The 21,604-nt window shown below is 55.9% G+C and carries 20 protein-coding genes and 2 pseudogenes; 9 read left to right on the top strand and 13 right to left on the bottom strand.

Going from position 1 to position 21,604, the window contains the following annotated elements; all coding sequences use genetic code 11:
* Positions 1-6: 6 nt before the first annotated feature.
* The 3 genes and pseudogenes from ASILVAE211_RS22880 (at position 7) to ASILVAE211_RS22870 (ending at position 3,390) form a co-directional block, all read left to right on the top strand.
* Positions 7-999: an SMP-30/gluconolactonase/LRE family protein gene (locus ASILVAE211_RS22880; RefSeq protein ID WP_319799630.1), complete on the top strand. Its 993-nt coding sequence runs from the start codon at positions 7-9 to the stop codon at positions 997-999.
* 187 nt (positions 1,000-1,186) lie between these two features.
* Positions 1,187-2,506 carry an MFS transporter gene (locus ASILVAE211_RS22875; RefSeq protein WP_227323684.1) on the top strand — a complete coding sequence of 440 codons (1,320 nt, stop codon included), beginning with the start codon at positions 1,187-1,189 and terminating at the stop codon, positions 2,504-2,506.
* A gap of 82 nt (positions 2,507-2,588) precedes the next feature.
* Positions 2,589-3,390, top strand: a pseudogene (locus ASILVAE211_RS22870) (IS5 family transposase).
* A 184-nt stretch (positions 3,391-3,574) separates the two neighbouring features.
* On the opposite strand, the gene ASILVAE211_RS22865 reads toward ASILVAE211_RS22870, so the two are convergent.
* From ASILVAE211_RS22865 to ASILVAE211_RS22840, 6 genes are all read right to left on the bottom strand, one after another.
* A complete protein-coding gene (locus tag ASILVAE211_RS22865; RefSeq protein ID WP_227323683.1) occupies positions 3,575-4,759 on the bottom strand; it encodes a mandelate racemase/muconate lactonizing enzyme family protein in 1,185 nt (394 codons plus the stop codon).
* Positions 4,756-6,042, bottom strand: a complete 1,287-nt coding sequence (locus ASILVAE211_RS22860) for an MFS transporter (RefSeq protein WP_227323682.1) — start codon at positions 6,040-6,042, stop codon at positions 4,756-4,758. Before ASILVAE211_RS22860 ends, ASILVAE211_RS22865 begins: the two co-directional genes overlap by 4 nt.
* Before the next feature lie 72 nt (positions 6,043-6,114).
* Positions 6,115-7,305: a mandelate racemase/muconate lactonizing enzyme family protein gene (locus ASILVAE211_RS22855; RefSeq protein WP_227323681.1), complete on the bottom strand. Its 1,191-nt coding sequence runs from the start codon at positions 7,303-7,305 to the stop codon at positions 6,115-6,117.
* Positions 7,306-7,557: 252 nt separating this feature from the next.
* The gene (locus tag ASILVAE211_RS22850) at positions 7,558-8,508 is read right to left on the bottom strand and encodes a dihydrodipicolinate synthase family protein (RefSeq protein WP_227323680.1); all 951 of its coding nucleotides are present in this window, start codon (positions 8,506-8,508) and stop codon (positions 7,558-7,560) included.
* Between the two features lie 46 nt (positions 8,509-8,554).
* On the bottom strand, positions 8,555-9,850 hold the full coding sequence (locus ASILVAE211_RS22845; protein ID WP_227323679.1) for an MFS transporter: 1,296 nt from the start codon (positions 9,848-9,850) through the stop codon (positions 8,555-8,557).
* A gap of 26 nt (positions 9,851-9,876) precedes the next feature.
* Positions 9,877-10,959: a mandelate racemase/muconate lactonizing enzyme family protein gene (locus ASILVAE211_RS22840; protein WP_227323678.1), complete on the bottom strand. Its 1,083-nt coding sequence runs from the start codon at positions 10,957-10,959 to the stop codon at positions 9,877-9,879.
* Positions 10,960-11,315: 356 nt separating this feature from the next.
* On the opposite strand from ASILVAE211_RS22840, the gene ASILVAE211_RS22835 reads away from it, so the two are divergent.
* The 3 genes from ASILVAE211_RS22835 (at position 11,316) to ASILVAE211_RS22825 (ending at position 13,532) form a co-directional block, all read left to right on the top strand.
* Positions 11,316-12,305, top strand: coding sequence for a LacI family DNA-binding transcriptional regulator (locus ASILVAE211_RS22835; protein WP_319799629.1), 990 nt, complete (start codon positions 11,316-11,318; stop codon positions 12,303-12,305).
* A 312-nt stretch (positions 12,306-12,617) separates the two neighbouring features.
* Complete coding sequence (locus ASILVAE211_RS22830) at positions 12,618-12,908, top strand: beta/alpha barrel domain-containing protein (protein ID WP_264479069.1); 291 nt, start codon at positions 12,618-12,620, stop codon at positions 12,906-12,908.
* Positions 12,909-13,166: 258 nt separating this feature from the next.
* A complete protein-coding gene (locus ASILVAE211_RS22825; RefSeq protein ID WP_227323677.1) occupies positions 13,167-13,532 on the top strand; it encodes a DUF4440 domain-containing protein in 366 nt (121 codons plus the stop codon).
* Positions 13,533-13,556: 24 nt separating this feature from the next.
* Here ASILVAE211_RS22825 and ASILVAE211_RS22820 read toward each other — a convergent pair whose 3' ends face one another.
* Both ASILVAE211_RS22820 and ASILVAE211_RS22815 read right to left on the bottom strand, forming a co-directional pair.
* Complete coding sequence (locus ASILVAE211_RS22820; protein ID WP_227323676.1) at positions 13,557-14,339, bottom strand: N-acyl homoserine lactonase family protein; 783 nt, start codon at positions 14,337-14,339, stop codon at positions 13,557-13,559.
* Positions 14,340-14,452: 113 nt separating this feature from the next.
* The gene (locus ASILVAE211_RS22815) at positions 14,453-15,148 is read right to left on the bottom strand and encodes an SDR family NAD(P)-dependent oxidoreductase (protein WP_227323675.1); all 696 of its coding nucleotides are present in this window, start codon (positions 15,146-15,148) and stop codon (positions 14,453-14,455) included.
* 169 nt (positions 15,149-15,317) lie between these two features.
* Between ASILVAE211_RS22815 and ASILVAE211_RS22810 the strand changes: the two genes are divergently transcribed.
* Positions 15,318-15,908, top strand: coding sequence for a hypothetical protein (locus ASILVAE211_RS22810; protein WP_227323674.1), 591 nt, complete (start codon positions 15,318-15,320; stop codon positions 15,906-15,908).
* Positions 15,909-15,973: 65 nt separating this feature from the next.
* Here the strand turns inward: ASILVAE211_RS22810 and ASILVAE211_RS22805 are convergent, their stop codons facing one another.
* Both ASILVAE211_RS22805 and ASILVAE211_RS22800 read right to left on the bottom strand, forming a co-directional pair.
* Complete coding sequence (locus ASILVAE211_RS22805; protein WP_227323673.1) at positions 15,974-16,480, bottom strand: hypothetical protein; 507 nt, start codon at positions 16,478-16,480, stop codon at positions 15,974-15,976.
* Positions 16,481-16,734: 254 nt separating this feature from the next.
* Positions 16,735-17,151: a PRC-barrel domain-containing protein gene (locus ASILVAE211_RS22800; protein ID WP_227323672.1), complete on the bottom strand. Its 417-nt coding sequence runs from the start codon at positions 17,149-17,151 to the stop codon at positions 16,735-16,737.
* Between the two features lie 619 nt (positions 17,152-17,770).
* Between ASILVAE211_RS22800 and ASILVAE211_RS22795 the strand changes: the two genes are divergently transcribed.
* Both ASILVAE211_RS22795 and ASILVAE211_RS22790 read left to right on the top strand, forming a co-directional pair.
* A complete protein-coding gene (locus ASILVAE211_RS22795; RefSeq protein WP_227323671.1) occupies positions 17,771-18,142 on the top strand; it encodes a response regulator in 372 nt (123 codons plus the stop codon).
* Positions 18,143-18,519: 377 nt separating this feature from the next.
* Positions 18,520-18,768, top strand: a complete 249-nt coding sequence (locus tag ASILVAE211_RS22790) for a hypothetical protein (protein WP_227323670.1) — start codon at positions 18,520-18,522, stop codon at positions 18,766-18,768.
* Positions 18,769-19,251: 483 nt separating this feature from the next.
* Here ASILVAE211_RS22790 and ASILVAE211_RS22785 read toward each other — a convergent pair whose 3' ends face one another.
* The 3 genes and pseudogenes from ASILVAE211_RS22785 to ASILVAE211_RS22775 form a co-directional block, all read right to left on the bottom strand.
* A complete protein-coding gene (locus tag ASILVAE211_RS22785) occupies positions 19,252-19,590 on the bottom strand; it encodes an HNH endonuclease (protein ID WP_227323669.1) in 339 nt (112 codons plus the stop codon).
* A 264-nt stretch (positions 19,591-19,854) separates the two neighbouring features.
* A complete protein-coding gene (gene hflX / locus ASILVAE211_RS22780; protein ID WP_227323668.1) occupies positions 19,855-21,198 on the bottom strand; it encodes a GTPase HflX in 1,344 nt (447 codons plus the stop codon).
* 270 nt (positions 21,199-21,468) lie between these two features.
* Positions 21,469-21,604, bottom strand: a pseudogene (locus ASILVAE211_RS22775) (IS5/IS1182 family transposase); the annotation flags it as partial.

Raw genomic sequence — 21,604 nt, 5'->3', positions numbered from 1 at the left:
CTTTGAATGGACCATTTTAACATGCTTCGTGACAGAGAGCCGTTCGGGAAAATCCACCTTCCGCCCCTCGGGCCTTTGCCGGCAACCCGATACCCTGACGCAAGAATTGAATCATTGGACCCGCGATTTACGGCGCGACAAGGAAATGCAGCGATAGAGAGAATCGCGACGGGATTTCACTGGGCTGAGGGACCCGTTTATTTTCCGGATGGCGGTTATTTGCTTTGGAGTGATATTCCAAATAACCGCATATTGCGTTGGCTCGAAGACGATGGCCACGTTAGTGTCTTTCGCGCACCGTCAAATCATACCAATGGCAATACACGCGACCGCCAGGGTAGATTAATCAGTTGCGAGCACGACTCCCGCCGTGTAACGCGAACTGAGGTTGATGGAAGAATAAGCGTCCTCGTGGACAGCTATCAAAATAAGCCTCTCAACGCTCCGAATGACATCGTCGTAGCGTCAGATGGCGCCATCTGGTTTACTGATCCAGGATACGGGATCGATGGTCCTTATGAGGGGCACATGGCGGCCGCGGAGTTGCCGCGCAATGTGTATCGCCTCGATTGCCACAGCGGCATTCTAAATGTTGTGGCAGATGACTTCGTGCGACCAAATGGTCTCGCATTCTCACCGGATGAAACAAGATTGTATATCGTCGATAGCGGCATCTCCCATGGCGGCCCTGCCCATATCCGTGTGTTTGATGTGCAGGATGGCAAGCTATCAGGTGGCGGTATTTTCGCGGATGACTTTAAGCCGGGTCTTACAGATGGCTTACGGACGGATGCGGCAGGAAATGTCTGGTGCAGCATGGGTTGGGGCAATCCGGAAGAAGATGGCGTCCGATGCTACACCCCTGAAGGTCATCTTATAGGAAAAGTTCATCTTCCAGAGACGTGCGCAAATCTCTGCTTTGGTGGAAAGAAGGGGAATCGGCTGTTTATGACAGCGAGTACTTCTGTTTACGCGCTTTATCTCAATATAACGGCTTAATTGAAAAGCTGTCATAGTTTGCTTCGTTAAAAAGGAGAGCTGCCTTGGCGGCCTCTGACACTGAACGCACGTGACGATGTTCTAGACAATTTTTCCGGCAGCTCACAAGCAGGATGACCTGTCCATCTAGTGCAATAGCGCGAACAAGCAGTGGCAAATTGGAAAAGTTCTGGTGCAAAACAGGATAATGTCGGAACATAACGATGCTGCCGTAGGGCAATCGGGCGTTGTGCTGGATCGTGCCGTTAGAAAGGCAACATGGCGGCTCTTGCCAGTTCTTTTGGCTATGTATATTCTAAATTATTTGGATAGGGCGAATATCGCTTTCGCGAAGCAGGCGTTTCAGTCTTCTACCGGCGTGACAAATATCGCGTTTGCTTTAGGCGCCTCGATTTTCTTTATCGGCTATGCGCTGTTCGAGTTTCCCAGCAATCTTATGTTGTATCGCTTTGGAGCGAGGCGGTGGATGGCCCGTATCATGGTCACATGGGGCCTAGTGGCATCTTGCATGCTTTTCGTACATACCGACCGTGGTTTCACAATTGTTCGCTTCTTGCTCGGTGCGGCGGAGGCGGGATTTTTTCCTGGTGCCATCCTATTTATGACAACATGGTTTCCCGCCAAATTTCGAGGGAAAGTTTTTGGCCTATTTTATATAGGAGCGCCCCTCGCAATGATTTTCGGCGCGCCAGCCTCGGGCGCTATCCTCGACATGCACGGCGTGCTTGGCCTCTTGAATTGGCAACTGCTGTTTCTGATCGAAGGCGTTGCCACAATTTTGCTGGGAATTTTCATTTTCTTCTATCTCACGGACAAGCCAAGTGAAGCACAATGGCTTTCCAGTGAGGAACGCATTACTTTATCTGACGCCCTTCAACAGGAGCGCATAGCGAAAGAGCAGGCAGGCCAGATGAGCCTTGGGTCTGCAATCCGGGATTTCCAGCTCTTGAGGTTCTGTGCGATCTATTTCCTCATCCAGGTTGCGGGCTATGGTCTCGTTTACTACATGCCCAGTCAAATCAGTGCATTGCTTAAGATGAAAATTGGACTAACGGTCGGATTTGTGACGGCCATTCCTTGGGCATGCGCGGCTTTTGCAGCTCTTGTTTTTCCTCGCCTTGCCATCAAGCTAAATTTGTCTCGTGGCTTCGGAATCTTTGCTTTGATCGCGATTGCAGCGGGGCTGATCGCATCTGGAAATCTTCCCCCGACTTGGGCGGTGATAGCGCTGTGTTTCGCAGAAATGGGTGCGATATCTGGTCAAGCAATCTTCTGGACGTTTCCATCAGGCTATTACTCCGGACTAGCGGCCGCCGGTAGTTTGGCAATTATCAACTCGGTGGGCAATTTAGGTGGCTTCGTCGCGCCTAACTTGAAGGTGTGGGCAGATATCGGTTTTGGTGCCAATGGAGGCCTTTATGCGCTGGCGAGTGCCCCGCTTATCGCGGCAATTGTCCTATTTGACTTGGCCGCTAAAAGACAGGGCAGTAGACCAGCCGAAAAGTAGATCTGCCGGCGTGTTGATATCCCGAATAAGAGCACCTTTAAAAACCTCTTGTACACGAAAGGTGAATACGGGATGAAACTGTATGGCTTCATCTCTTGTATCCGACGAACTATGGGCGATGATCGAACCGCTGCTTTTTGCCAATCCTCCTCGGCCACAAGGTGGTCGGCCACGTGTTTCCGACCGGGCGGACCTAACCGGAATCATATTCGTATTGCTGACCGGAATTCCCTGGGAGATGCTGCCCCAGGGAAGCGGGTGTGGATCTGGCGTCACCTGTTGGCGTCGCCTTCGGGATTAGCAGATGGCTGGAGTGTGGGATGGCCTTCATCGTGAGTTGCTAACGCAGCTTCACTGAGGGGATCAGTTAGATTGGAGCCGCGCTTGCATGTAGCGCGTTCATTGCGGCAAAAAGAGGGGTAGAAACGACAGGGCCAAGCCCGACGGACCGCGGGCGTCCAGGCACGAAACAGCACATCGTCACTGATTGGCAGGGTAATCCGCTCACCGTCTCGCTGAGCGGCGCAAATGTTCATGACAGCCGGATGCTCGAACCACTTCTCGACGCAATTCCCTCTCCCCGTCGAAAAAGGGGACGTCCACGCCATCGGCCGGCCAAACTCCATGCCGATAAAGGATATGACTACGCGCGGTGTCGCAAAGCCTGCATTAGCCACGGGATCAAACATTGCATCACCAGAAAAGGCATTGAAAGCGGCAGTCATCTCGGAAAATATCGGTGGGTCGTAGAAAGAACCTTTGCATCGATCTCTAGGTTGCGTCGTCTTACTGTTCGTTATGAACGCCGAGCTGACATTCGTCTCGCCTTCACTTTGATCACATGCTCGATCATCTGCTTTCGCGCACTCACATCATGGTTTTGAAGGGCGCTCTAAGTCGCGGTTTGATGCGGACACCTGTCAACGCCTGCTTGCGTCCCAATGGTGGGATCTTCCCTTTGAGGAAATAAGGAAGCTTCCTCACAGAGATGCTCTGCTGTCGCTAGCACAACTTCCGACGCCGTGATGACCTATAATCGGCCGGGATTTGATCCGGACGCGCTTTGCTCTATCGTCGCGGGGGTCTTGCTCGTACCGCCGCTTCATTGATGTCCAAGCCCCAGCCGGGCCGATCCGATAAGACAAGCTCTCCGTTCTCAATCAACGGTAGCTCTGTGACGAATTCATCCCGCCACGGAGCGCTATCGATATCGACTTCCATGATGCGAAAATTGGGTATTGTTGCACAAAAATGTGCAGTCATCGCGGTGGCGAGATGGCCGTAGTAGTTATGAGGCGCAATATTGATGTCGTATGCGTCCGCCATGGCTGCGATTTTAATGGCCTCGCCGACGCCGGACCACAGTAGATCGATGATCGCGACATCCACAGCATTCGCTTCAAAATAAGGCCGGAAATCACGCCTGTGGCTTAGCGTTTCCAGGCTGGCGATGGCGCAGGGAGCGTTTTTTCGCACGAGCGACAGGGCGCTCGGGTCGTTGGCGTCAAGTTCCAACCAAGCGAGTTGATAGGGCTCCACGGCGCGGGCCAGGCGCAAGAATCCCTCCGTGCGAAAATAGAAATTGAGATCGATCATCAATTGGGCATCCGGCCCGGCGCCAGCGCGGAAGGCGCCAAGCGTGTCGATGACGGCCCGGATCGTCTCAGGCTCACAATTCAATTCGGGCCATCCGGGTGTCAGACCAAGACCCGGCGCGAAGGATGCCAACCGGCCGTCACTTTGAAGGAAGATATTTGTCTTAAGAGCCTTGAACCCAAGGCGGCGAATATCCGCGCCATGCTGAGCAAGATCGTCGTAATTCCGCAGGGGCGGCACACCCAATGCGGCCGCACTATGAACCCGGTAGGTTCCGGCATGGGACCAATAGACCGGAATGCGGTCCCTTAACGGGCCGCCCAACAACGCATAGACGGGCAGCCCCAAATCCTTCGCCTTTATATCCAGCAGCGCGTTTTCAATCGCGCCGATCGCTTGCTGAATGAGGCCGCCGCGCGCGGCATGCCGCGTGAACGTGTGCAGCGTCGATACAAGCAACTCCGTCGGCCGTGGATCGCGCCCCATGATGACGGACTTAAGACCCTCGAGAACCTGGGTCAGCCGCGCGCTTCCGAAACTTTCCGTATCGCTGTATTCCGCCCAGCCGACGATTCCGCTATCCGTCCCGATTTTCAAAAAGCTGAAGGTTCGCCAGGCAGCATCGGCGCTCATGGTTTCAAATAGAGTGATCTTCACAGTTGCTCGCCTTGAAAGACGATCGGATGCCTAACGACGATGAAGTAGATGACCGCAGAACTTACCCCGATGCCTGCGGTTACCAGCAGGGCCGATGTGAACGATCCCGATGCCTGCACCGAAAATCCCGTGACGACAGGCGCGAGAGCACCACCGAGATAGCCGCCGAAGTTTTGTAGGCTACCGAGGGAGGCCACGGCCTTCGCGGGAGCCGCGACAACCGCAAGCCCCCAGATACAGGAGCCTGCCAAATTGGTGAAAAACAGTGCTACCGCGATGCAGCAAAGCGCCGCTGCGTTACTGTCGATCACCGCGGTTGCCGTCGTCAACGCAGAAGCGCCCAACATGCCGACGACGATCAGGAGTTTGCGACTGGTGACCGGCCTAAAACCGCGCCGAACCAGCGCGTCGGATGTCCAGCCGCCGGTCAGGCTACCCACCACACCGAACAGATAAGGAATTGCGGCAAGCCAGCCGGCATGGGGGATGCTGATATGCCGCTGCATTTCCAGGTAGCCGGGGAGCCAAGCGGCATAAAACCAGTAGACATAGCCTTGGCCGAACGTGCCGGCGATCATACCCCAGGTTGTGCGATAACGGAATAAGCTGCCCCACTCAGCCAAGGTGACCGGGCCTCGGTCAACTGAGGCGTCTCCTTCGGTTAGGTATGACCATTCATCTGACCTTAAGTCATAAGATTTCCGATCGCGATAAAGCAGGATCCAGGCAATACCGACGGCAATGCCGAGCAGACCAAGCAGGAGGAACATCCAGCGCCAGCCGCACGACAGCATGATCATGGTAAGAATTGGAGGCGTGAGGGCTGGCCCGAGGGTGGATACACTATTGACGATACCCGTCGGCAATCCACGTGCGGCCAAGCCGAACCAATCTCTGACGACACGCGCGCCGACCGGGAATTGCGGCGCCTCCCCGATGCCGAGAATCACCCGCAGCAGGATGAACTGGGTCAGATTAGTCACAAAACCGGCGATAGCCTGAGCGACGGACCAAGCGATCAGACCACAGCCGAGAAGCCATCGCGGACCGATCCGATCGACCATTACTCCGGCGGGAAGCTGGGCAAAAGCATAGGCCCATAGAAAGGCGGAGAGAAGCCAACCCATGTCAGTGATAGAAAGACCGAGATCGTGGCGGATGAGAGGATTTGCAAGTGACAAAGCCATGCGGTCGCCAAAATTGACGATACCGGCGACGACGACCATGGCAATGGCAGTTCGTTGAATGATCATCAGGCGGCGTGACGGCAGGCTGGGGCGCATGTGGTTTAACCTCATGTCTTTTAGTTTGAGACGGCATCATCCGCCAATCTATGATCGTCCGCTACACCCGTTCTACCGGCCGTAGACAACCGAAAGCTTTTCGTGATCGTCTTGCTCGATCCACGGCTCCAGCTGCTGCACATCGAGTTCTATACCAAGTCCAGGGCGGCTGGGAACAGCCAGATAGCCGTCGGAGAAATCTAGTACACCGTCTGCGAAACTGTCACGCAGTGGATTCTCTGAACGATCGAACTCAATGCCCGATTGCTGGCGGAAGGGCTTGGGATTGGCCGTCGAAGGACAATCCGGCAACGAGGCGACAAGATGCAATGAAGCGACGACGCCAATAATTGAGTTCCAGACGTGCGGAATGAGGCCCACGCCGAAGGCGTTCGTAATTGCGGCGATTTTCTTTAGCTCCGTGAAGCCACCGGATCCGCAGATATCTGGTTGCGCGATATCTATGGCTTGCCGGGATACAAGGTGGCGAAAGCCAAACCGCGTAAAATCGCACTCTCCGCCGGCGATCGGCATCCTTAGCATCTGTCTAATATGCGCGTAACCATCGATATCTTCGGGAATGGTGGGTTCTTCGAGCCACGCTATATCGAACTCTTCCACCCGGCGACCGAACTCGATCGCGGTAGAGACATTGAAGGCGTGATTGGCGTCAATCATAAGCTCAATCTCGTCGCCGAGTGCTTTGCGCAGCGCACCGATACGTGCCACGTCATACCGGAGGTCACCGAGTCCAACTTTTACCTTCATCGCCCGGAAACCTCGCATTTTAAACCGCATGGCTTCCTCGACCAGCGCTTCGACGGAGTCGCCATCCTTGCGGTACCATAGCCCCGTCGCGTAAGTGGGAACGGAGGCACGCATGCGGCCTCCGATCAGCCGATGGATTGGTTGCCCCGCCGCTTTTCCCATAATGTCATAGAGTGCGATATCGAGGCCGCTGATGGCGCCGATCACTTGGCCTTTTTGCCCATAGTCGCGCGTTTGCAAATAGGCGCGCTCCCACAATACTTCTGCATCGAACGGATTCGCTTCGATATAGATGGGCGCAATGACCTGCTCAATAAGGTGCTTGACGATGATTGTGGGGCCCGTCTGACCGGCTTCTCCCCAACCTATGAGACCGTCATCTGTCGTCACTTTCACAAAAACGGCGCTGCGGGAGGTAACCCAACCGCTGCTACCACCGCGAACCTCTTTCACGGGGGCGCGCAGCCGAAAACATTCTATTGTCTTGATTTTCATGAGGCGGGACCTTTCTGACTTTTGAGGCGGAAGCGGACCACGGACGCTGTCGGTAGAAGCCAGCTTGTTAGATAGATATCGGTTTAGGCCGAAAAGTCCGTCAGAAATTGCCGGATATGATGCGAGCGGCGATAAGGGCAACAGCAGAAATTGCTGGATACGGTAAGTCACCGCGTAGATGATTGCGGCTCAGACCGTCGTTGGAGATGCCATCACTCAAAACAGGTTTGGGATAACCATCATGGTGTCTGGTCATTCGGCTGCCACGGGAAGCGCGGCGATTTCGCTTCGGAAACGCTCCGACATGATGCCAATCTTGTCGAGGATCGGTTCACCGCCCCACCAGAAGCGCTCGCGGATGTCATAGTCGATTGATCGGCAACGGATGCTGTCCAACACGCCCAGCTTTTGTAGATACAGCTTAGCAAGCGCCGGATAGCCCATCAATTCTGAAACGGAGGCGACAGAGAGCGATGCCGACAGCGCTTCAGCTAGATCCGGCTGTGAGCGCCAGGATCGGTACATCCAGGCGTACAAGTCAGGATGGATATTGGTGAAGACGCCGCTATAGCCGCGCGATCCCAGCTTCATGGCTTCGAGAGCGATGGTGCCATTGGCGTTGACGATTGTCAGTGGTGAACCCGACACGATTTGCAGGCGTCGTTCGATTCTTGCCAAGTCGCAGCAAACATCCTTCAGGATGGCAAACCGGCCGCTAGCGGCGCAGACAGCGAGTTCGCTATCCGCCAGCAGGCGGCGATAAGGTGCCGGGCATTCGTAAAGGCCCAGGGGCATGTCCGCCGGTAGCCGCGCCAACAGCCAATCCAAATTTGAACGGAACGCCGTCTCTCCCAGGTTGCGGGGATCGAGGCGGTTGGTGATCAGCACGACAGCATCCGGCCCTGTCGCCGCCATCGCAGTCAGTTCGGTCAGCTGGTCTTCTCGGCTGTCAGAGACATGTCCCGACGAGATGACAGCGACCCGGCCCCTCGCTTGGTCAACCACGAAACGGGAGAGTGCCACACGCTCTTCCAGCGACAGGAAGAACATTTCGCTGGACTGGCAAACGGCGAATAGGACATCCACGCCGTTGGCTATATACCAGTCGATCAGCCGTGACAGACTGCCGTAGTCGATGCCGCCATCATCATGAAAGGGCGTCAGCATGACGGCGATAATGCCGTCGAGGAAGCGATGTTGCATGTTTATTCCGTGAACTGGTGGTTGGGATGAGATGGGGTGAGCACCACTACCTGTCCTCGGTAGTGCCTAGGGGTGTGCAGGGTTGGAGGGTTACGGGACCAGCACCGTCGCTTACCGCAAATAGTACTGCGCCGGCGCCTACTAATGCGACGGCACCGGCTAACGCAAAGGAACTGCCGTAGCCACCGGATGACTGAACAATGTAACCAGTTATAGCGGGGCCGACTATCCCGGAGGTGTTGGACACAAAATGGACAAATCCGCCGACGCTTCCGACATGACCGGAGGGCACTAAATCCTGCAGCAGAGCCCAGCAGCAGATCGGGATCATCGCTTCGACAAACATGACGAAGGCCATCAGGCTGACGGCCTGAGTAGTCGTCGTGACGAGCAGTACTGCACTCAAACACAGGGCATCCAGAAGCAGAGCGATGACGATGATAGCTTTACGGGCGAAGATCGGTCGCCCGGTCCGCCGGAGTATGAAGTCGCTCGCCACGCCGCCGACGATAACGCCGATCATGCCAACGGCCCATGGAATGACGGTGACGATGCTCATCGTCTTGATGTCCAGGCCTCGGGCACTGGTCAAATAACTTGGCATCCAAAATAGCAAGAAATATTGAATGTAATTAGCGGCAAAGAACGCCACGCTGATTGCGATGATCGTGGGTGAAGCAAGATGGCGCCCTAGCGAGCCCTTGGTGGCTGTGGGCACCGGTGCCCGCCCGCTTTCGATCAAGCGCAATTCGTATGCACTCACCCGGCTATTTCCGTCGGGTCGGTCGGTAGCGAACCAAAGCCAGGGGATGAGCCAGATTAACCCCAGTAGCATGACGGCGACAAAAGATCCGCGCCAGCCGATCGCCAGCGCAGTGAAGCCGACCAGTGGTCCGGTGATCACCGCGCCAAATAGGTTACCACCCGATATCGCGATGCCAACAGTCAGCCCGGCCTCCTGGCGAGGGAACCAGTTGCGCACGGTTTTGTTCGTGACCGAACCCATCGGCCCTTCACCGAGGCCAAAGATGATCCGGAACAACAGCAATTGCCAAAAGCCGGCAGCGACCGAAGTGAGTCCGCAGAAGACTGACCAGACTGCCATCGCTACGCCATAGACGCGCTTCGGGCCAAATCGGTCCGCCATAAATCCGCCGACAAAATTGAACGAGGCATAGCCTATGAAAAAGATGCTGAATATCAGTCCTAATTGAGCACTATTGATATGCAGATCGGCTTTCACTAGAGGCGCCACGATCGCAAGTGCGGTGCGGTCGAGATAATTCAACATACTGGCGAAGAACAACAGCCCGGCGATGATCCAGCGAAATCTGTTTGCCACGTCCCATCTCCCGTTGGAATTTGGATTCAGCCGTGTTGAATCCATTCGGCTGCCGGCTCGCAGCCCAATCCTGGTGATTGTGGAACGGCGATGGTTCCATCTATGGCTGTTGTGAATGGCGCGAACGGGGAGGCAGGAAAATCAAGAAACAACCGCTCGAATAAGATATCGCCAGGCATCGCGGCGACCAGATGTAAGGCAGCTAGATAGCCACTGCCAAAGTAGGCGCAATGCGGTGCCACGGTGACGCCGAATGCCTCGGCTAAGGCGATGACTTTCAGCGTCTCCGTCAAACCAATCTTGGCCACGCTCGGCTGTGCCACGTCCAGCGCGTCTGCCTCGAAGAAATTGCGGAATTCCATCAGGCTGACCATATTTTCGCCAGCCGCCGTCTTTGTGCCGATCCGGCGCACGGTAGCGATACTGGCATGGTCTTCGGGTGGCCACACCGGCTCCTCCAGCCAGCGCAAATTACAGCCGGTTATGGTACGGGCCTTGTCGAACGCTTCCTCGGCGGTCCATGGGCAATTGGTGTCGGCCATCAACATGTAGCCGGGACCAACCGCCTGGCGCGCTGCCTCGATTAGCCCGATGTCGATCTCGTGCAGTTTTATAGCGCGATAGCCTTCAGCGACCGCCCGTTCGCAGGCTGCAACCAGTGTCTCCCGGGCCCCATAGCGTTCCAGGCTGGCATAGGCTGGAACTGCCTCGCGCGGCTGCCCGCCGAGCAATCGGTAGAGCGGCAGGCCGGCAAATTTACCAGCGAGATCCCACAGCGCAATGTCGATACCGGCAAGGGCGTAGCGTACGGGACCAGTGCGGCCGAACAAGTGGAACCGTTGCTGCAACCGAAGCGAAAGGCCGGCGATATCGCCGGCATCAGCCCCGATTAGAGCTTGGCCAACAAGGGACTCGATTGCCTCTTTGGTCGCTCGGCAACAGCCGTGCCCAAATGCCTCCCCCCAGCCGGTTAGGCCCCCATCGGTCGTAAGTCGCACAAGCAAAATAGCCATATCGCTCGGTGACGCGGTGTCGATCCCGGTGCGCAGAATGCCAGTGAAAGGAACCTGCAACAGAAAGGCGTCCACCTTGGTGATGATCGTCGACACTTGGCTTTCCCTTGCGGGCCGGACCGTGATTGCAAGGCCACCTTATCAGCGAGCCCGCTTTCGGTTCAGCTTGTTTTGCGGCAGGCTATCGACCCTTCTCTGCCGATGCAAGCGCTTTCATTAAAATAGCTCAACCGCCATGGCGCAGGCATTTCTGAAAAGAAGTAACTGATAAAACCTAGTAGAGTGGCAAGTAGTCATGAAGTATGCGATTACATTTTGAGCTATTATGTGCTCAGCTTGGCTGACGGGGCTCCATCCAGATATGTTAGACTGAAACCCAGATGTCGATCAGGATTGAACCACACCGGATGGCCGCCACTCAGACTCTACCGCGTACAGCGCGTGCCCAAGACGTGGCCGAAGCTGCCGGCGTTTCGACCGCGACGGTCTCCCGAGCCTTCAACACTCCCGCCAAGGTCGCGCCAGCCGTGCGGGACCGTGTGTTCGCCGCAGCGGCAATTCTGGGATGGCTGCCACACGCTGCAGGGTCAGCACTGGCGCGGCGCCGAACCTCCATTGCTGGCGTTGTGATCCCAACCCTCGGGCAGGAAGTATTCGCTACCCAAGTGGAAGCCATGCAAGCCGCCTTTGCCGAGCACGACATTACCCTGCTGATCGGCTGTTCCAATTACGATCCGGACCAAGCGGCGCAGCAGGTTCGCACAATGCTTGCACGCGGAGTGGATGCACTTGCCGTTCTTGGCCAGATCCCGCAGGCTGGGCTTTTTGAAGTGGTACAGGCCCGGCGCGTTCCCTTTGTTATCACCTATGGGTCTGCCCCGGGCAGCACACATCCCTGCGTGGGCTTCGACAACGCGACCGCTTTTTCTGAAATCACCCGCTATTTGCTGGCCTTAGGACATCAGATTTTCGGCATGATCTTGCCGCCGACCCTTCATAACGAGAGGATTGTGGCCCGGCTTGCCGGTGTGCGCAGTGCGCTCGCTGACGAAGGACTGGGGTTACGCCCTCAGCATATTTTCGAGGGCGAGTATGGCATCCTCGCTGGGCGGAAGGCGTTGCGGCAGATATTGGGAGCGAACGGACCAAGACCGACCGCGATCATCTGCGGCAATGATTTGTTGGCAATTGGGGCTTTGTTCGAAGCGCGCACTATGGGCTTGGTAGTTCCCCGTGACCTATCGATCACTGGATTCGACGACATCAGCATGGCTGGCGAGATCGATCCGGCATTGACCACGATGAAAGTCAACAATGTAGAGATCGGCCGGCTCGCCGTTGAGTATCTGGTGTCCCAGTTGTGTGGTGAAGCCGCACCCTCGGAGGTCCTTATACTGCCGGCTTTAGTCGAACGCTCCACAACAGCACCACCTCCTAAGTAACGTCTTGCCCGATCAGGGCAACCAGACTTCCGATATGCCTTGATTCAATATCTCGAGGCGTGTACCAGATCATAACGCAAAAGGACATTGGCGGGTCGGCGCCGCTTCCTTCAGAAGAAGATGAGCGACCGACCACTATTACCGTCCTTATGGCCGGCATCACCTTGGCCATGACAGTCGTATCCTCGATTCCGGCGAACTGCGCGAGCTTTTGTTGGTGACCATTGCCGAGCACCTGCTGCCGCACTCGCCGCCTTGCTCTGCGCAGGCCGCTAGCGTGGCAACCGGTACTAGGTTGGTGGCGGTGACAAACTGCCGCCTATCGATAATGATGTCGGCACCGACATCATCAAGATCGCTCTCCCCGGTGCGGATACCACGGTGAAGCTGGTGCAGGAGCTGGAGGCGCCGTTAGTGATTGCCGATGGCGCAATGACCAGCGGTTACGCCGATGCCGTGCGGGAAGTGCAGGAGGCAGTGGCGGCGAGCGCTCAGGGTCTGATCGTCGGGCGCAGTGTCTGGTCGCGCGAGCCGGCCAAATCCAGCCGGATTATGGGCGAGTTGACCCGCATTGCGCAGGAAAATCACGTGAAGGTCTGTTAGTTCGCGCAACCTGCAGAGGTTCGGCTCTGTTTGCTCACAGTTTGCGGAAGACCCTTAAAGAACATCGACATCAGGTGGGGGCACCCGAGCCGTATCTCTGCTCTCAATACTGCCTGTAATGGAGACTATTCGATGTGGAAGATCACATTCAGCTCACGCCGTAAAACGAGCATGTTTGACGCTTCTTGCAGTAGAGTATCACTTTGGTAAACTGGCCAGATGATAGAGACTGATGCGACAAGCGCCGGAGACCAGGCCATGAATGCAAAAGCTTTCCTGGTGCACTGGGTAAAGGCCTTCAACAGCCATGATACGGCCGCCCTGCTTGCACTCTACGACAAGGACGCGCTTCTGCACGGCACCTCTAGCCCCACCCTCTATGAGGGGGCACAGGCTATAAGCACTTATTTCAAGGGTACCACGACCGTTACCCTTGGCGATTTCAGGCTTGTTCCGCTGTCTGAAGATAGCGTCATGGCTGTCGGTTTCTATTTTTTCACGAAGAGGCAGGGCGGAGACGGAGTAGAGACTCCCGCACGGTTTACCTTTGTGCTGCGCCAATCTGGGTCCCGGTGGCAGGTCCTGCACCATCATTCGTCGGCACAGCCCGTCGTTCAATCATAAATCCCCTCGCTTCTGCCGGGCTGATCAAAAGCAGATGTCCGGCGCCATCAGGTTACGGAATCGGTCCCAGTCCTCGACGTCATGCGGTATCCATATCGAAGCATCGAGGACATGCGCGATCTGTTTCAGTTTGCGCATCGACCGAACGGATTCCATCGTATTCCAGTCCGACGGCATCGGAAGATCATCACGCAGACCAGATTGGAGATGAGCGGTATCGCACGCCAAAATGACGTTCCCACTTCCAAGCCTGACGATCAGGCTGGCATTGCCTGGGGTATGACCCGGCATATGCAACAGTCTGAGAGTGCCGTCACCAAAGAAATCAAAATCAGGTGCATCAATTTCGTGCCAATCGAAACCCCTGGTCGGGTCGATGTCCTCGCGCCGATAGGGCGGGCTGCCTGGAAGCGGCCAGTAAGCGTATTGTAATTCCCCTTGCATGACAAAAAATTTTGCCTGTGGGAAAAGATACATACCGCCGGTATGATCCCAATGCAGATGGGACATGATGACGTAATCGACGTCGCTTGTTTTGAAGCCCAAGCGTTCAATTTGACGATCGATGCACTGCTCGCGACTGAGCAAAATATTGAGCCGATCGGCCAAAGACCCGTAGGTTGCGCTGGCATCCTCCGCCGCGTTCGGCGCCAACCCCGTATCAAGCAGAACAAGGCCGCGGTCATGCTCCATCAAGAAAGAGGGGCAAGGTACTGTCACGGGCCCGCTCTGCCGCAGGACAAGCTTGTTACGGTCTTCTGACAATCGTCCACCGTCAAGGGCCCAAAGACGCCTGATGACACTCATGCGATCCAACTCCAGTTCGAAAGCGGTTCCTGTTGGCTTGCACCTCCAACCTCCGCCTTCGCCAAAAGTTTAGCTATTTTGCTTCAGAGATGGCGCGATCTGGCCGGCTTGGCTCAGCTCGCGAGACCTCCATCTACGGCGTAGATATGCCCTGTTAGGAAGCCACTCAGCTCTGAGGTCAGGAAAAGCGCGACCTTCGCGACTTCTTCGGGCTGGGCATGACGGCCAAGGGGGATATCGTCATCGATCGTGCGGGTAATGTCCTTGCCAGTCGCTTCGCTCAGCCTTTGCTCGATCTCGAGCTGGAAGGGATTGTCGATCGGCCCTGGGTTTAAAGAGTTAACTCGTATACCGCGATGCGCCCAGGCTCGCGCCGCCGCGCGCACCACGCCGGTCTGCGCATGTTTCGCCACCGTGTAGGCGATATTGTTCTCGCAACCCGATCCTCCTCTCACCCCAGCCATGCTGGAGGTTACGATAATGCTCCCCGCATCGCGCATTTTGGGCGGTGCCATTTTGCAGGCAAGATAGGCCGCACGTGCATGAATGCGCAGCGTACGGTCGAAGGCCTCATCGTCATACGAGGCCAAAGGCGCGATCAAACCGGGATTGCCTGCATTGCTGAAGAGAACGTCGAAAGCGCCCCATTTTTCTGAGGCCATCGTGATGTAGCGGGCGACATCGGCGGCTTCTGAGACATCAGCTCGGCAAATCGCGACCCGTTCGGGGTCGAGGGCGCAGAGCATCGATGGCGGGACGAGGCCGCAATGGGGTACATCCGAAAAGTAGGGTAAAACTCTGTTCCCCATTTGTTCTCAAGTCGGGTAAGGGTCAAGGCGATCGCTTGCCCGGTTTCTCTGCGTTTGGCCGGCCGCCTTCGACGTGAAGGCAGAACCCAGGCCGGCCAGGCGTCGGGATGGCGCCATGAAATGATGTGACCCGCTGCATGGTCAGCGCTTGCGTGAAAGGGACCGTGACGTGCGTATCAAAATTTTATCGAGGTCCGAGGTGGAGAACGGCGCAGCCGAGGGTGCCGACGCCGTCATTTCAATCCAAGGTGCGCATGCCGCGACAAATCGGCAGCTTGATTTGGCGCTGGCACAGGTGACGGGGAACGAAAGCGCTCGTCTCCTCAAGCTTCGGTTCGACGATATTGGCGTGCCGCGTTACCGACGGGCTGTCGGCCCAACGATGCAGCAGATTGACGCGGCGATTGCCTTTGGGCGCTTAGTGCGCTCGGGCGCTGATTTCTTCGATGGCCCCCCGGCTGCGCCTCCAACAATTGCAGTCCACTGCGAGTATGGACGCAGCCGGTCCGCTGCAATCGGTTTGGCTCTGCTCGCAGACTTTCTAGGTGACGGCCGCGAGCAGGCGGCGGTCAATGCGCTGCTGCGGTTGGACATCCAAAATCAGATGCAGCCCAATCCTTTTGTTATCAACCTCGCCGATGCCGCTATGTTTCGATACGGGAGGATTGACGCGGCTCTCTCAGCGCTGAGCCCACGATATATGGCGTGGCGTAAATACTGGCGTGAAATCCGGACGCAATCTGAACTCCAGCTTTCATAAGAGAGCGGAATGCGAAATCCGCGTGTAATGGCAATTATTTTGCGCATGTGGCCCGCAGCGCAATATCATGGTTGCCAGGTTTCGCCTTCACTCGTTTGAGGCGGAACAGCCGGCGAATGGAAACCCGAGGATTTGTCGTAGTCAGAGCCGTTGACAGGCTGCATTGTCGCTTCCGGCTGGCGGAGACATCCTCGGAAAATAGGATCGCATACGCCTTCATCACCGATGGTCATGTCGTTGGAGCCGGTATAGTGGATCTCTGTCACAGTATTGCGGACGATACGCACGCTAGCGATACAGCCTGTGCCTGATGCGCCAAGATTGACACCTCCCAAATCAAGCGGGAGCGTCACGGTCAAACCGTTATTGGAACCAGGATTGTAGATATAGCTGTCCACATGGGCGACTGAGTTGATTCTGGTTGATTTTGCCGCGGGACCCGCACAGGCAAGAAGGTCGGCCGACGACATGCCAATCATGCTGATCTGAGCAAGATGCGCGTCTCGCGAAGCGCCGTAGCCACAGGCAGTCAGCAATAAAGCCGAAGCTAGCACAGATGTCTTGCGCATCATCGATTGCTTTCTCTCGGACGATCTTTTCTTCTATCTATGAAATAGGCAAATTATCTCGTGCGCGAGAGTGTAATGCATCTAGGTTGCATCACTTCGAGGTGAACGCTGACGAACTTTAGAAAAGACAGTCGTCGCACAATCTTTTTCTGCCACCATAACCACTCAGAATTTGCTCGCAGAACGAAAATCGCCACTCCACGACAGAGTGGGCCCGGACGATAGTCAGGCCCACTCCCAATAGTTATGTCACCAAATTAGATGGCGTTTCGGGATCTCAGTCCCGTGTCGTCGAGAGACCCAATATCGTAGCGTGGCTCACTGCCGTAGTAGATATCGATATCGTTGCTGCGCTTATCATCCCAGATCGAAAGCTCATCTGCCTCGTAACTGGGCGCGCCTTCAAGCCGGCTACGATCCGCGTTGATGATATAGCCTCCGAGGCCGGTGTCATATTTGAGCTGATTCCACGGCAACGGGTGGTAGCGCGCGCCCATCCAGAAAATGCCGCCGAAGCTCATGACGGCAAAATCCGGCTTTCCGGAAAGCTTGTCCAACATGACATCGTAGATACTGTCGAGCTTTTCGCCCGCCGTGTCATAGACGGCCGTTCCATTGACCTTACTGGTAGCGATTAAGCGTCCACTTGTATACTCGGTGTCGAGGTTCGCCATGATTTCCTCCGATATTTATTTGCCAAACGTGTTCGGCTATCGAGGAAATGCGAACGTCCTCCAAAATCCATAATCACTTTGCCGCTCACGGATCGGGCTACATGGCCGGCGCACTATTGTCTCGGTAGGTCGGAATACCGCACCGCCGCTTGCGAATGTCGTGCCGAATAAGAGCCACTGCAGCAGTCGCCTCATCAGGATAAACTTCAAATGTAAGACGGCCATCCGTGCCGATACGTCCCCCATTGGCGGGATAGGAGGACGTCGCCAAAAAGATCGGTCGTGATTTCGAGGCGATAGAAGCACCGCTCATCCCCGGGCGGCCGGCCGCACGCGGCGCAAGCACGCGCTGACCATCTCCATTGGCGGGGCCTACTCTTAGGCTGATCCATCAGGCGACTGAGCGCACGATAGCCGACCATGGGCGGTGCAACCCAAGTCACTGTAGAAACCCCCGCGACTCCGTGGGTGCATGGCACGGGAGAAGCCGGCGCCAGTTTGGCAGTACAAGCTCCGGCACGACATCTTGGGACATTGAGAGGAGAAGACCGGAACGATCACATCGATGGCTAGATCTTGGGGGATTGATCCTGCGATAGGTTGCCAAGAGGAGAACCAAATGCCTGCTATACTTTGCATTGATGGTGATGAAACTGTGCGGGATTGGCTTGATGCTGTCCTTAGCGAGGCCGGTTACGAGGTGGAGCTTGCCGAAATGGCAAGTGATGTCGTCAAGCCGTTGCGGGATAAGTATACGCCAAATCTACTGATTACAGCTTTTGAGATGTCCGAGGAATCAATCTCAGGCTTGGCGCTCGCTAAGCTTGCGCGCGATGTTCACCCGGCGCTGCCGATTGTTTTTCTTTCAGATACGCCAGTTTTGGAAAAAAAGGCCGACGAAATCTCCGCCCCAATGCTCATTCTCGAAAAGCCAGTTGGCAGGGAAGCTTTAGTCGCTGCGATTCAAGGGTTTCTAGGAACAGAGATCTGATCAGGCCTGCGGAGGGTAAAGAGAGGTTCGCTGCATGGCGCCATAAGTGCCTAGTGCAGCGCGCCGGTGCATCACCATGTCTCTACTTGATTTTCTGGCAGCCAGCATCTCGTAGAGCTCCGCTAAACTGACGCGGTTTGAGACATAGTCACCTCCCCAGTAGCGGGTCATAAATTGACGCTTTGCTGGTGAAGTCAAGGAAAAGTTCGTATTTTGTTCTGTTCTGGGGCGTGACATCTCTGGATGATCATTCTGGCGGATGCCGTCCGGCGAAAGCTGACGCCGCCTGGATGACAGGGGTGCTGCCCGTTATGGCCGGCTAAGGTGCCGCTTATCTTGAAGGCAACCCCGCCGTTGGGCGCTTGTTCGAAAACTATGTGAACGTCGAGCGCGACGATTTTCGTCGCACAGGCATCTTTCCGATGATGCACCTGATTGTAGTCAAGCGTGAACTGGCAGAGCGTCAGCCTGTCGTCGTGAAAGCGGTGTATCAGGGCTTTAAGAATGCTAAAGGTACGTGCGAGGAGAAACTCGTAAAAGGCATGACCTTCAACAGCATGACAACCATGGTCCCATGGCTCACGGCGCTGATCGCCGACAATCGCAAAGTGTTGGGTGAGGATTAGTGGCCCTACGGTATCAAGCGCAACCGCGCGGCTCTCGATACCTTCTTACGGTATCACTTTGAGCAAGGCCTTCGAGGAAGCGATGGAAGGTCGAAGAGGTATTCGTTCCTTATCTTCTGGGAGAATGAGGTAGCGCACGGCTGATTCAGGAGGCCGCATTATCTAGCGTTGCTCGATTCAAGACGTTGATGGTGAATAATGCAGAACCTCGGCTCGTAATGAGCCTGATAGGGCGTATTCTCTCGCCAATATGAAAAATATGCTCCATTACAGCTCGACGTCGCACTTCCGCCGCACAGCTGCGGAATGAATCAGATGAATTATTGATAGCACCGACGCTTGTGCGGGCTATCCACCACGGCGATAGAACGAAAGACTGCCTGGGTTCGATTAAGGGGCAATGGCACCGAATGAGCGGAAGCAAGGCGCACGGATCATATCGCGAATGGCAAACGCCTCTCGAACGCCGACGCCTATGCCTAACTAACGCCGCTTCTTGGCTGTGGTTGCGGTGAAGTCGGGTTCCTTGTTCGCCACCCAATCGACAAATTTGCGTACATCCGGGTTGGCCAGCAAGCCTTCAACATCCATCCCATGGCGCTGCAATTCGGAATTGGTGAAATTGGCGATCAGCGTCTGCTGGCAAATGGGATGCATGGGCACGACATCGCGCCCGCCTCGGCTCTTGGGCACAGGATGATGCAAGACAATGGACTTGCCGATAGGTCTGCTACAGAGCCAGCACGGTTCTACCATCACCGTACCCTCCTCTTCGGTAGGTAGATCTTCAGAGGAATCATTTTTCAAATATTTTCGGGCCATGCATCTGCCTATATAAATTTAACTTGCGTCTTCAATTGCGAGTTGATCTGTCAGTAGGGATTTACGGTGCCGAAGACGCTCGTCGCTCGGTGACAAACTAGTCTTCAATCGACTGCAAACCGACATCGGTGTCACCGAGCGCATACGCGGCCTGCCTACCAGTGGGGTTTTACATAGCCTCGGTCGCCACACGCCATTGAATTTTCCAATCTAACTTCCCGAAGGTGCAAGCCCATCTAATATCTTCATTACTGAATAGGCGGCTCATTGCACTGCAACGCTCCGTTGCAGCCTTGTGATAGCAGCAGGCAAGCCGCGCAACGTCAGCACGAGACCTGTATCGTTGTAGTCCTCCGACAACACACGCGCACTTTCATAAACCTCTCCGATCAAACCTTGTTTTGAATAAGGGAGTACCAGCGTATCCTCCACCATCATAGTTTCGAAAAACGCGATGATGGTGTTTCGCAATGCGCTCACGTCATCAGGAGCGTGCGCGGAGAGCAGGATCGCATCGGGATGTTTTTGTACTAATGCAGCGCGCCGATCAACGTCCACCCGGTCCAATTTGTTCAGAATCAAGCGCGATGGCACGACATCCGCCCCAATTTCACGCAGCACGCCCTCGCTGACCTCCAGTTGGGCTTCATAGGTCGGGTCTGAGGCGTCAACCACGAACAGTAATAGGGAAGCTTCCAGCGCCTCCGCCAGAGTGGAGCGGAACGATGCGACCAGATCGTGCGGCAGCTGCTTGATGAAGCCAACCGTGTCGGAGATGAGCACGCGGGGCCGGGTCTCTGGCTGCAGCACCCGGACAGTGGTGTCGAGCGTGGCAAATAGCTTGTCTTCCACGAGCACCTGACTGCCGGTAAGGGCGCGCATGAGCGACGATTTGCCGGCATTGGTATAGCCGACCAGCGCCACGCGCAGCTGGTCGCGGCGGGCGGACCGGCGCTGGTCGCTATCCCGCTGCACGGCCTCCAATTGGTCTTTCAGCTCCGAAATCCGATCGCGGACCTTGCGCCGGTCGAGCGCAAGTGCGCTTTCGCCGGCACCAGGACCCTGCTGACGCCCGCCACCTCCCGACGACTCCCTCAAGCGAGGGGCGACGTATTTCAGGCGCGCCATCTCCACCTGCAATCTCGCCTCGCGGGTATTGGCGTGCCGGTGGAAAATCTCCACGATGACTCCCGTGCGGTCCAGCACTTCGGCACCGGTGGCCCGCTCCAGGTTGCGAATCTGACTGGGCGAAAGCTCATGGTCAACGATGACAAACTGCGGTTTGCGCACCGCGTCCTGGTAGGGCTCTGCTGGATCGGCGACGCCTTCGAACCGCTGTCGCGCTTTAGTCTTTGGCACCGACGCCATCGGACCAACTACGCCGCTGCCTCCGGTGAGCGCCGCCAGTTCCGCCAGCTTGCCGCTACCTAGCAGCAACGCGGCACCGGTGCCTTCGCGCTTTTGCGATACAGTGCTGACCACTTCATAGCCAAGCGTCTTCACGAGGCGCCCCAGTTCCTCAAGGCTGCCTTGATGCGCGATGTCATCAATATCAGGCGTCTGGATGCCCACGAGGATCGCAAGCGGGATGGGTGTTTTAGTTTCCATGGACAGTGTCGTAGCACGGAAACGGGCTCTGCCTCACATCGAGGGGTCTTTTGTAAAGTGTGGGCAGTCTGCTATAATCTAGGCGCCCTAATTTGCTATAATCATTGCATATTTTCGAGACGAGATCCGAAATTCTTTATGGTGAAAACCCAGATATTGAAAATCGCGACTACGCAAATCTTTTCAGTGGTTTGCGGGCACGCACAGGCTCTGTTTGCCCACAGGTTGCGGAAGACCCCACACTTTGGGGAGACCCCTTTAGAGCGCCTTTCAAAACCTCTGATGTAGTGCCCTCAGGCAGATGATGGGGCAGGCGAGCGTTGTAAGCGCATGATGAATATCGGCACGATGTTCATATCGGATGGTGAGTTTGCGGAAGCGATTGATCCAAGCGAAGCCGCGTTCG

Origin of the sequence: Acidisoma silvae (assembly GCF_020618775.1) — a bacterium.
Lineage (GTDB): Bacteria > Pseudomonadota > Alphaproteobacteria > Acetobacterales > Acetobacteraceae > Acidisoma > Acidisoma silvae.
This window is presented reverse-complemented; position numbering and strand designations above follow the sequence as displayed.

Bases quoted from the DNA above. Each gene is read 5' to 3' on its own strand.
- ASILVAE211_RS22850 (WP_227323680.1), bottom strand. From the start codon at position 8,508: ATGCAACATCGCTTCCTCGACGGCATTATCGCCGTCATGCTGACGCCC.
- ASILVAE211_RS22805 (WP_227323673.1), bottom strand. From the start codon at position 16,480: ATGATGCGCAAGACATCTGTGCTAGCTTCGGCTTTATTGCTGACTGCC.
- ASILVAE211_RS22875 (WP_227323684.1), top strand. From the start codon at position 1,187: ATGTCGGAACATAACGATGCTGCCGTAGGGCAATCGGGCGTTGTGCTG.
- ASILVAE211_RS22800 (WP_227323672.1), bottom strand. From the start codon at position 17,151: ATGGCGAACCTCGACACCGAGTATACAAGTGGACGCTTAATCGCTACC.
- ASILVAE211_RS22880 (WP_319799630.1), top strand. From the start codon at position 7: ATGGACCATTTTAACATGCTTCGTGACAGAGAGCCGTTCGGGAAAATC.
- ASILVAE211_RS22860 (WP_227323682.1), bottom strand. From the start codon at position 6,042: ATGCGCCCCAGCCTGCCGTCACGCCGCCTGATGATCATTCAACGAACT.
- ASILVAE211_RS22795 (WP_227323671.1), top strand. From the start codon at position 17,771: ATGCCTGCTATACTTTGCATTGATGGTGATGAAACTGTGCGGGATTGG.
- ASILVAE211_RS22825 (WP_227323677.1), top strand. From the start codon at position 13,167: ATGAATGCAAAAGCTTTCCTGGTGCACTGGGTAAAGGCCTTCAACAGC.
- ASILVAE211_RS22820 (WP_227323676.1), bottom strand. From the start codon at position 14,339: ATGAGTGTCATCAGGCGTCTTTGGGCCCTTGACGGTGGACGATTGTCA.
- hflX (WP_227323668.1), bottom strand. From the start codon at position 21,198: ATGGAAACTAAAACACCCATCCCGCTTGCGATCCTCGTGGGCATCCAG.
- ASILVAE211_RS22785 (WP_227323669.1), bottom strand. From the start codon at position 19,590: ATGGCCCGAAAATATTTGAAAAATGATTCCTCTGAAGATCTACCTACC.
- ASILVAE211_RS22815 (WP_227323675.1), bottom strand. From the start codon at position 15,148: ATGGGGAACAGAGTTTTACCCTACTTTTCGGATGTACCCCATTGCGGC.
- ASILVAE211_RS22855 (WP_227323681.1), bottom strand. From the start codon at position 7,305: ATGAAAATCAAGACAATAGAATGTTTTCGGCTGCGCGCCCCCGTGAAA.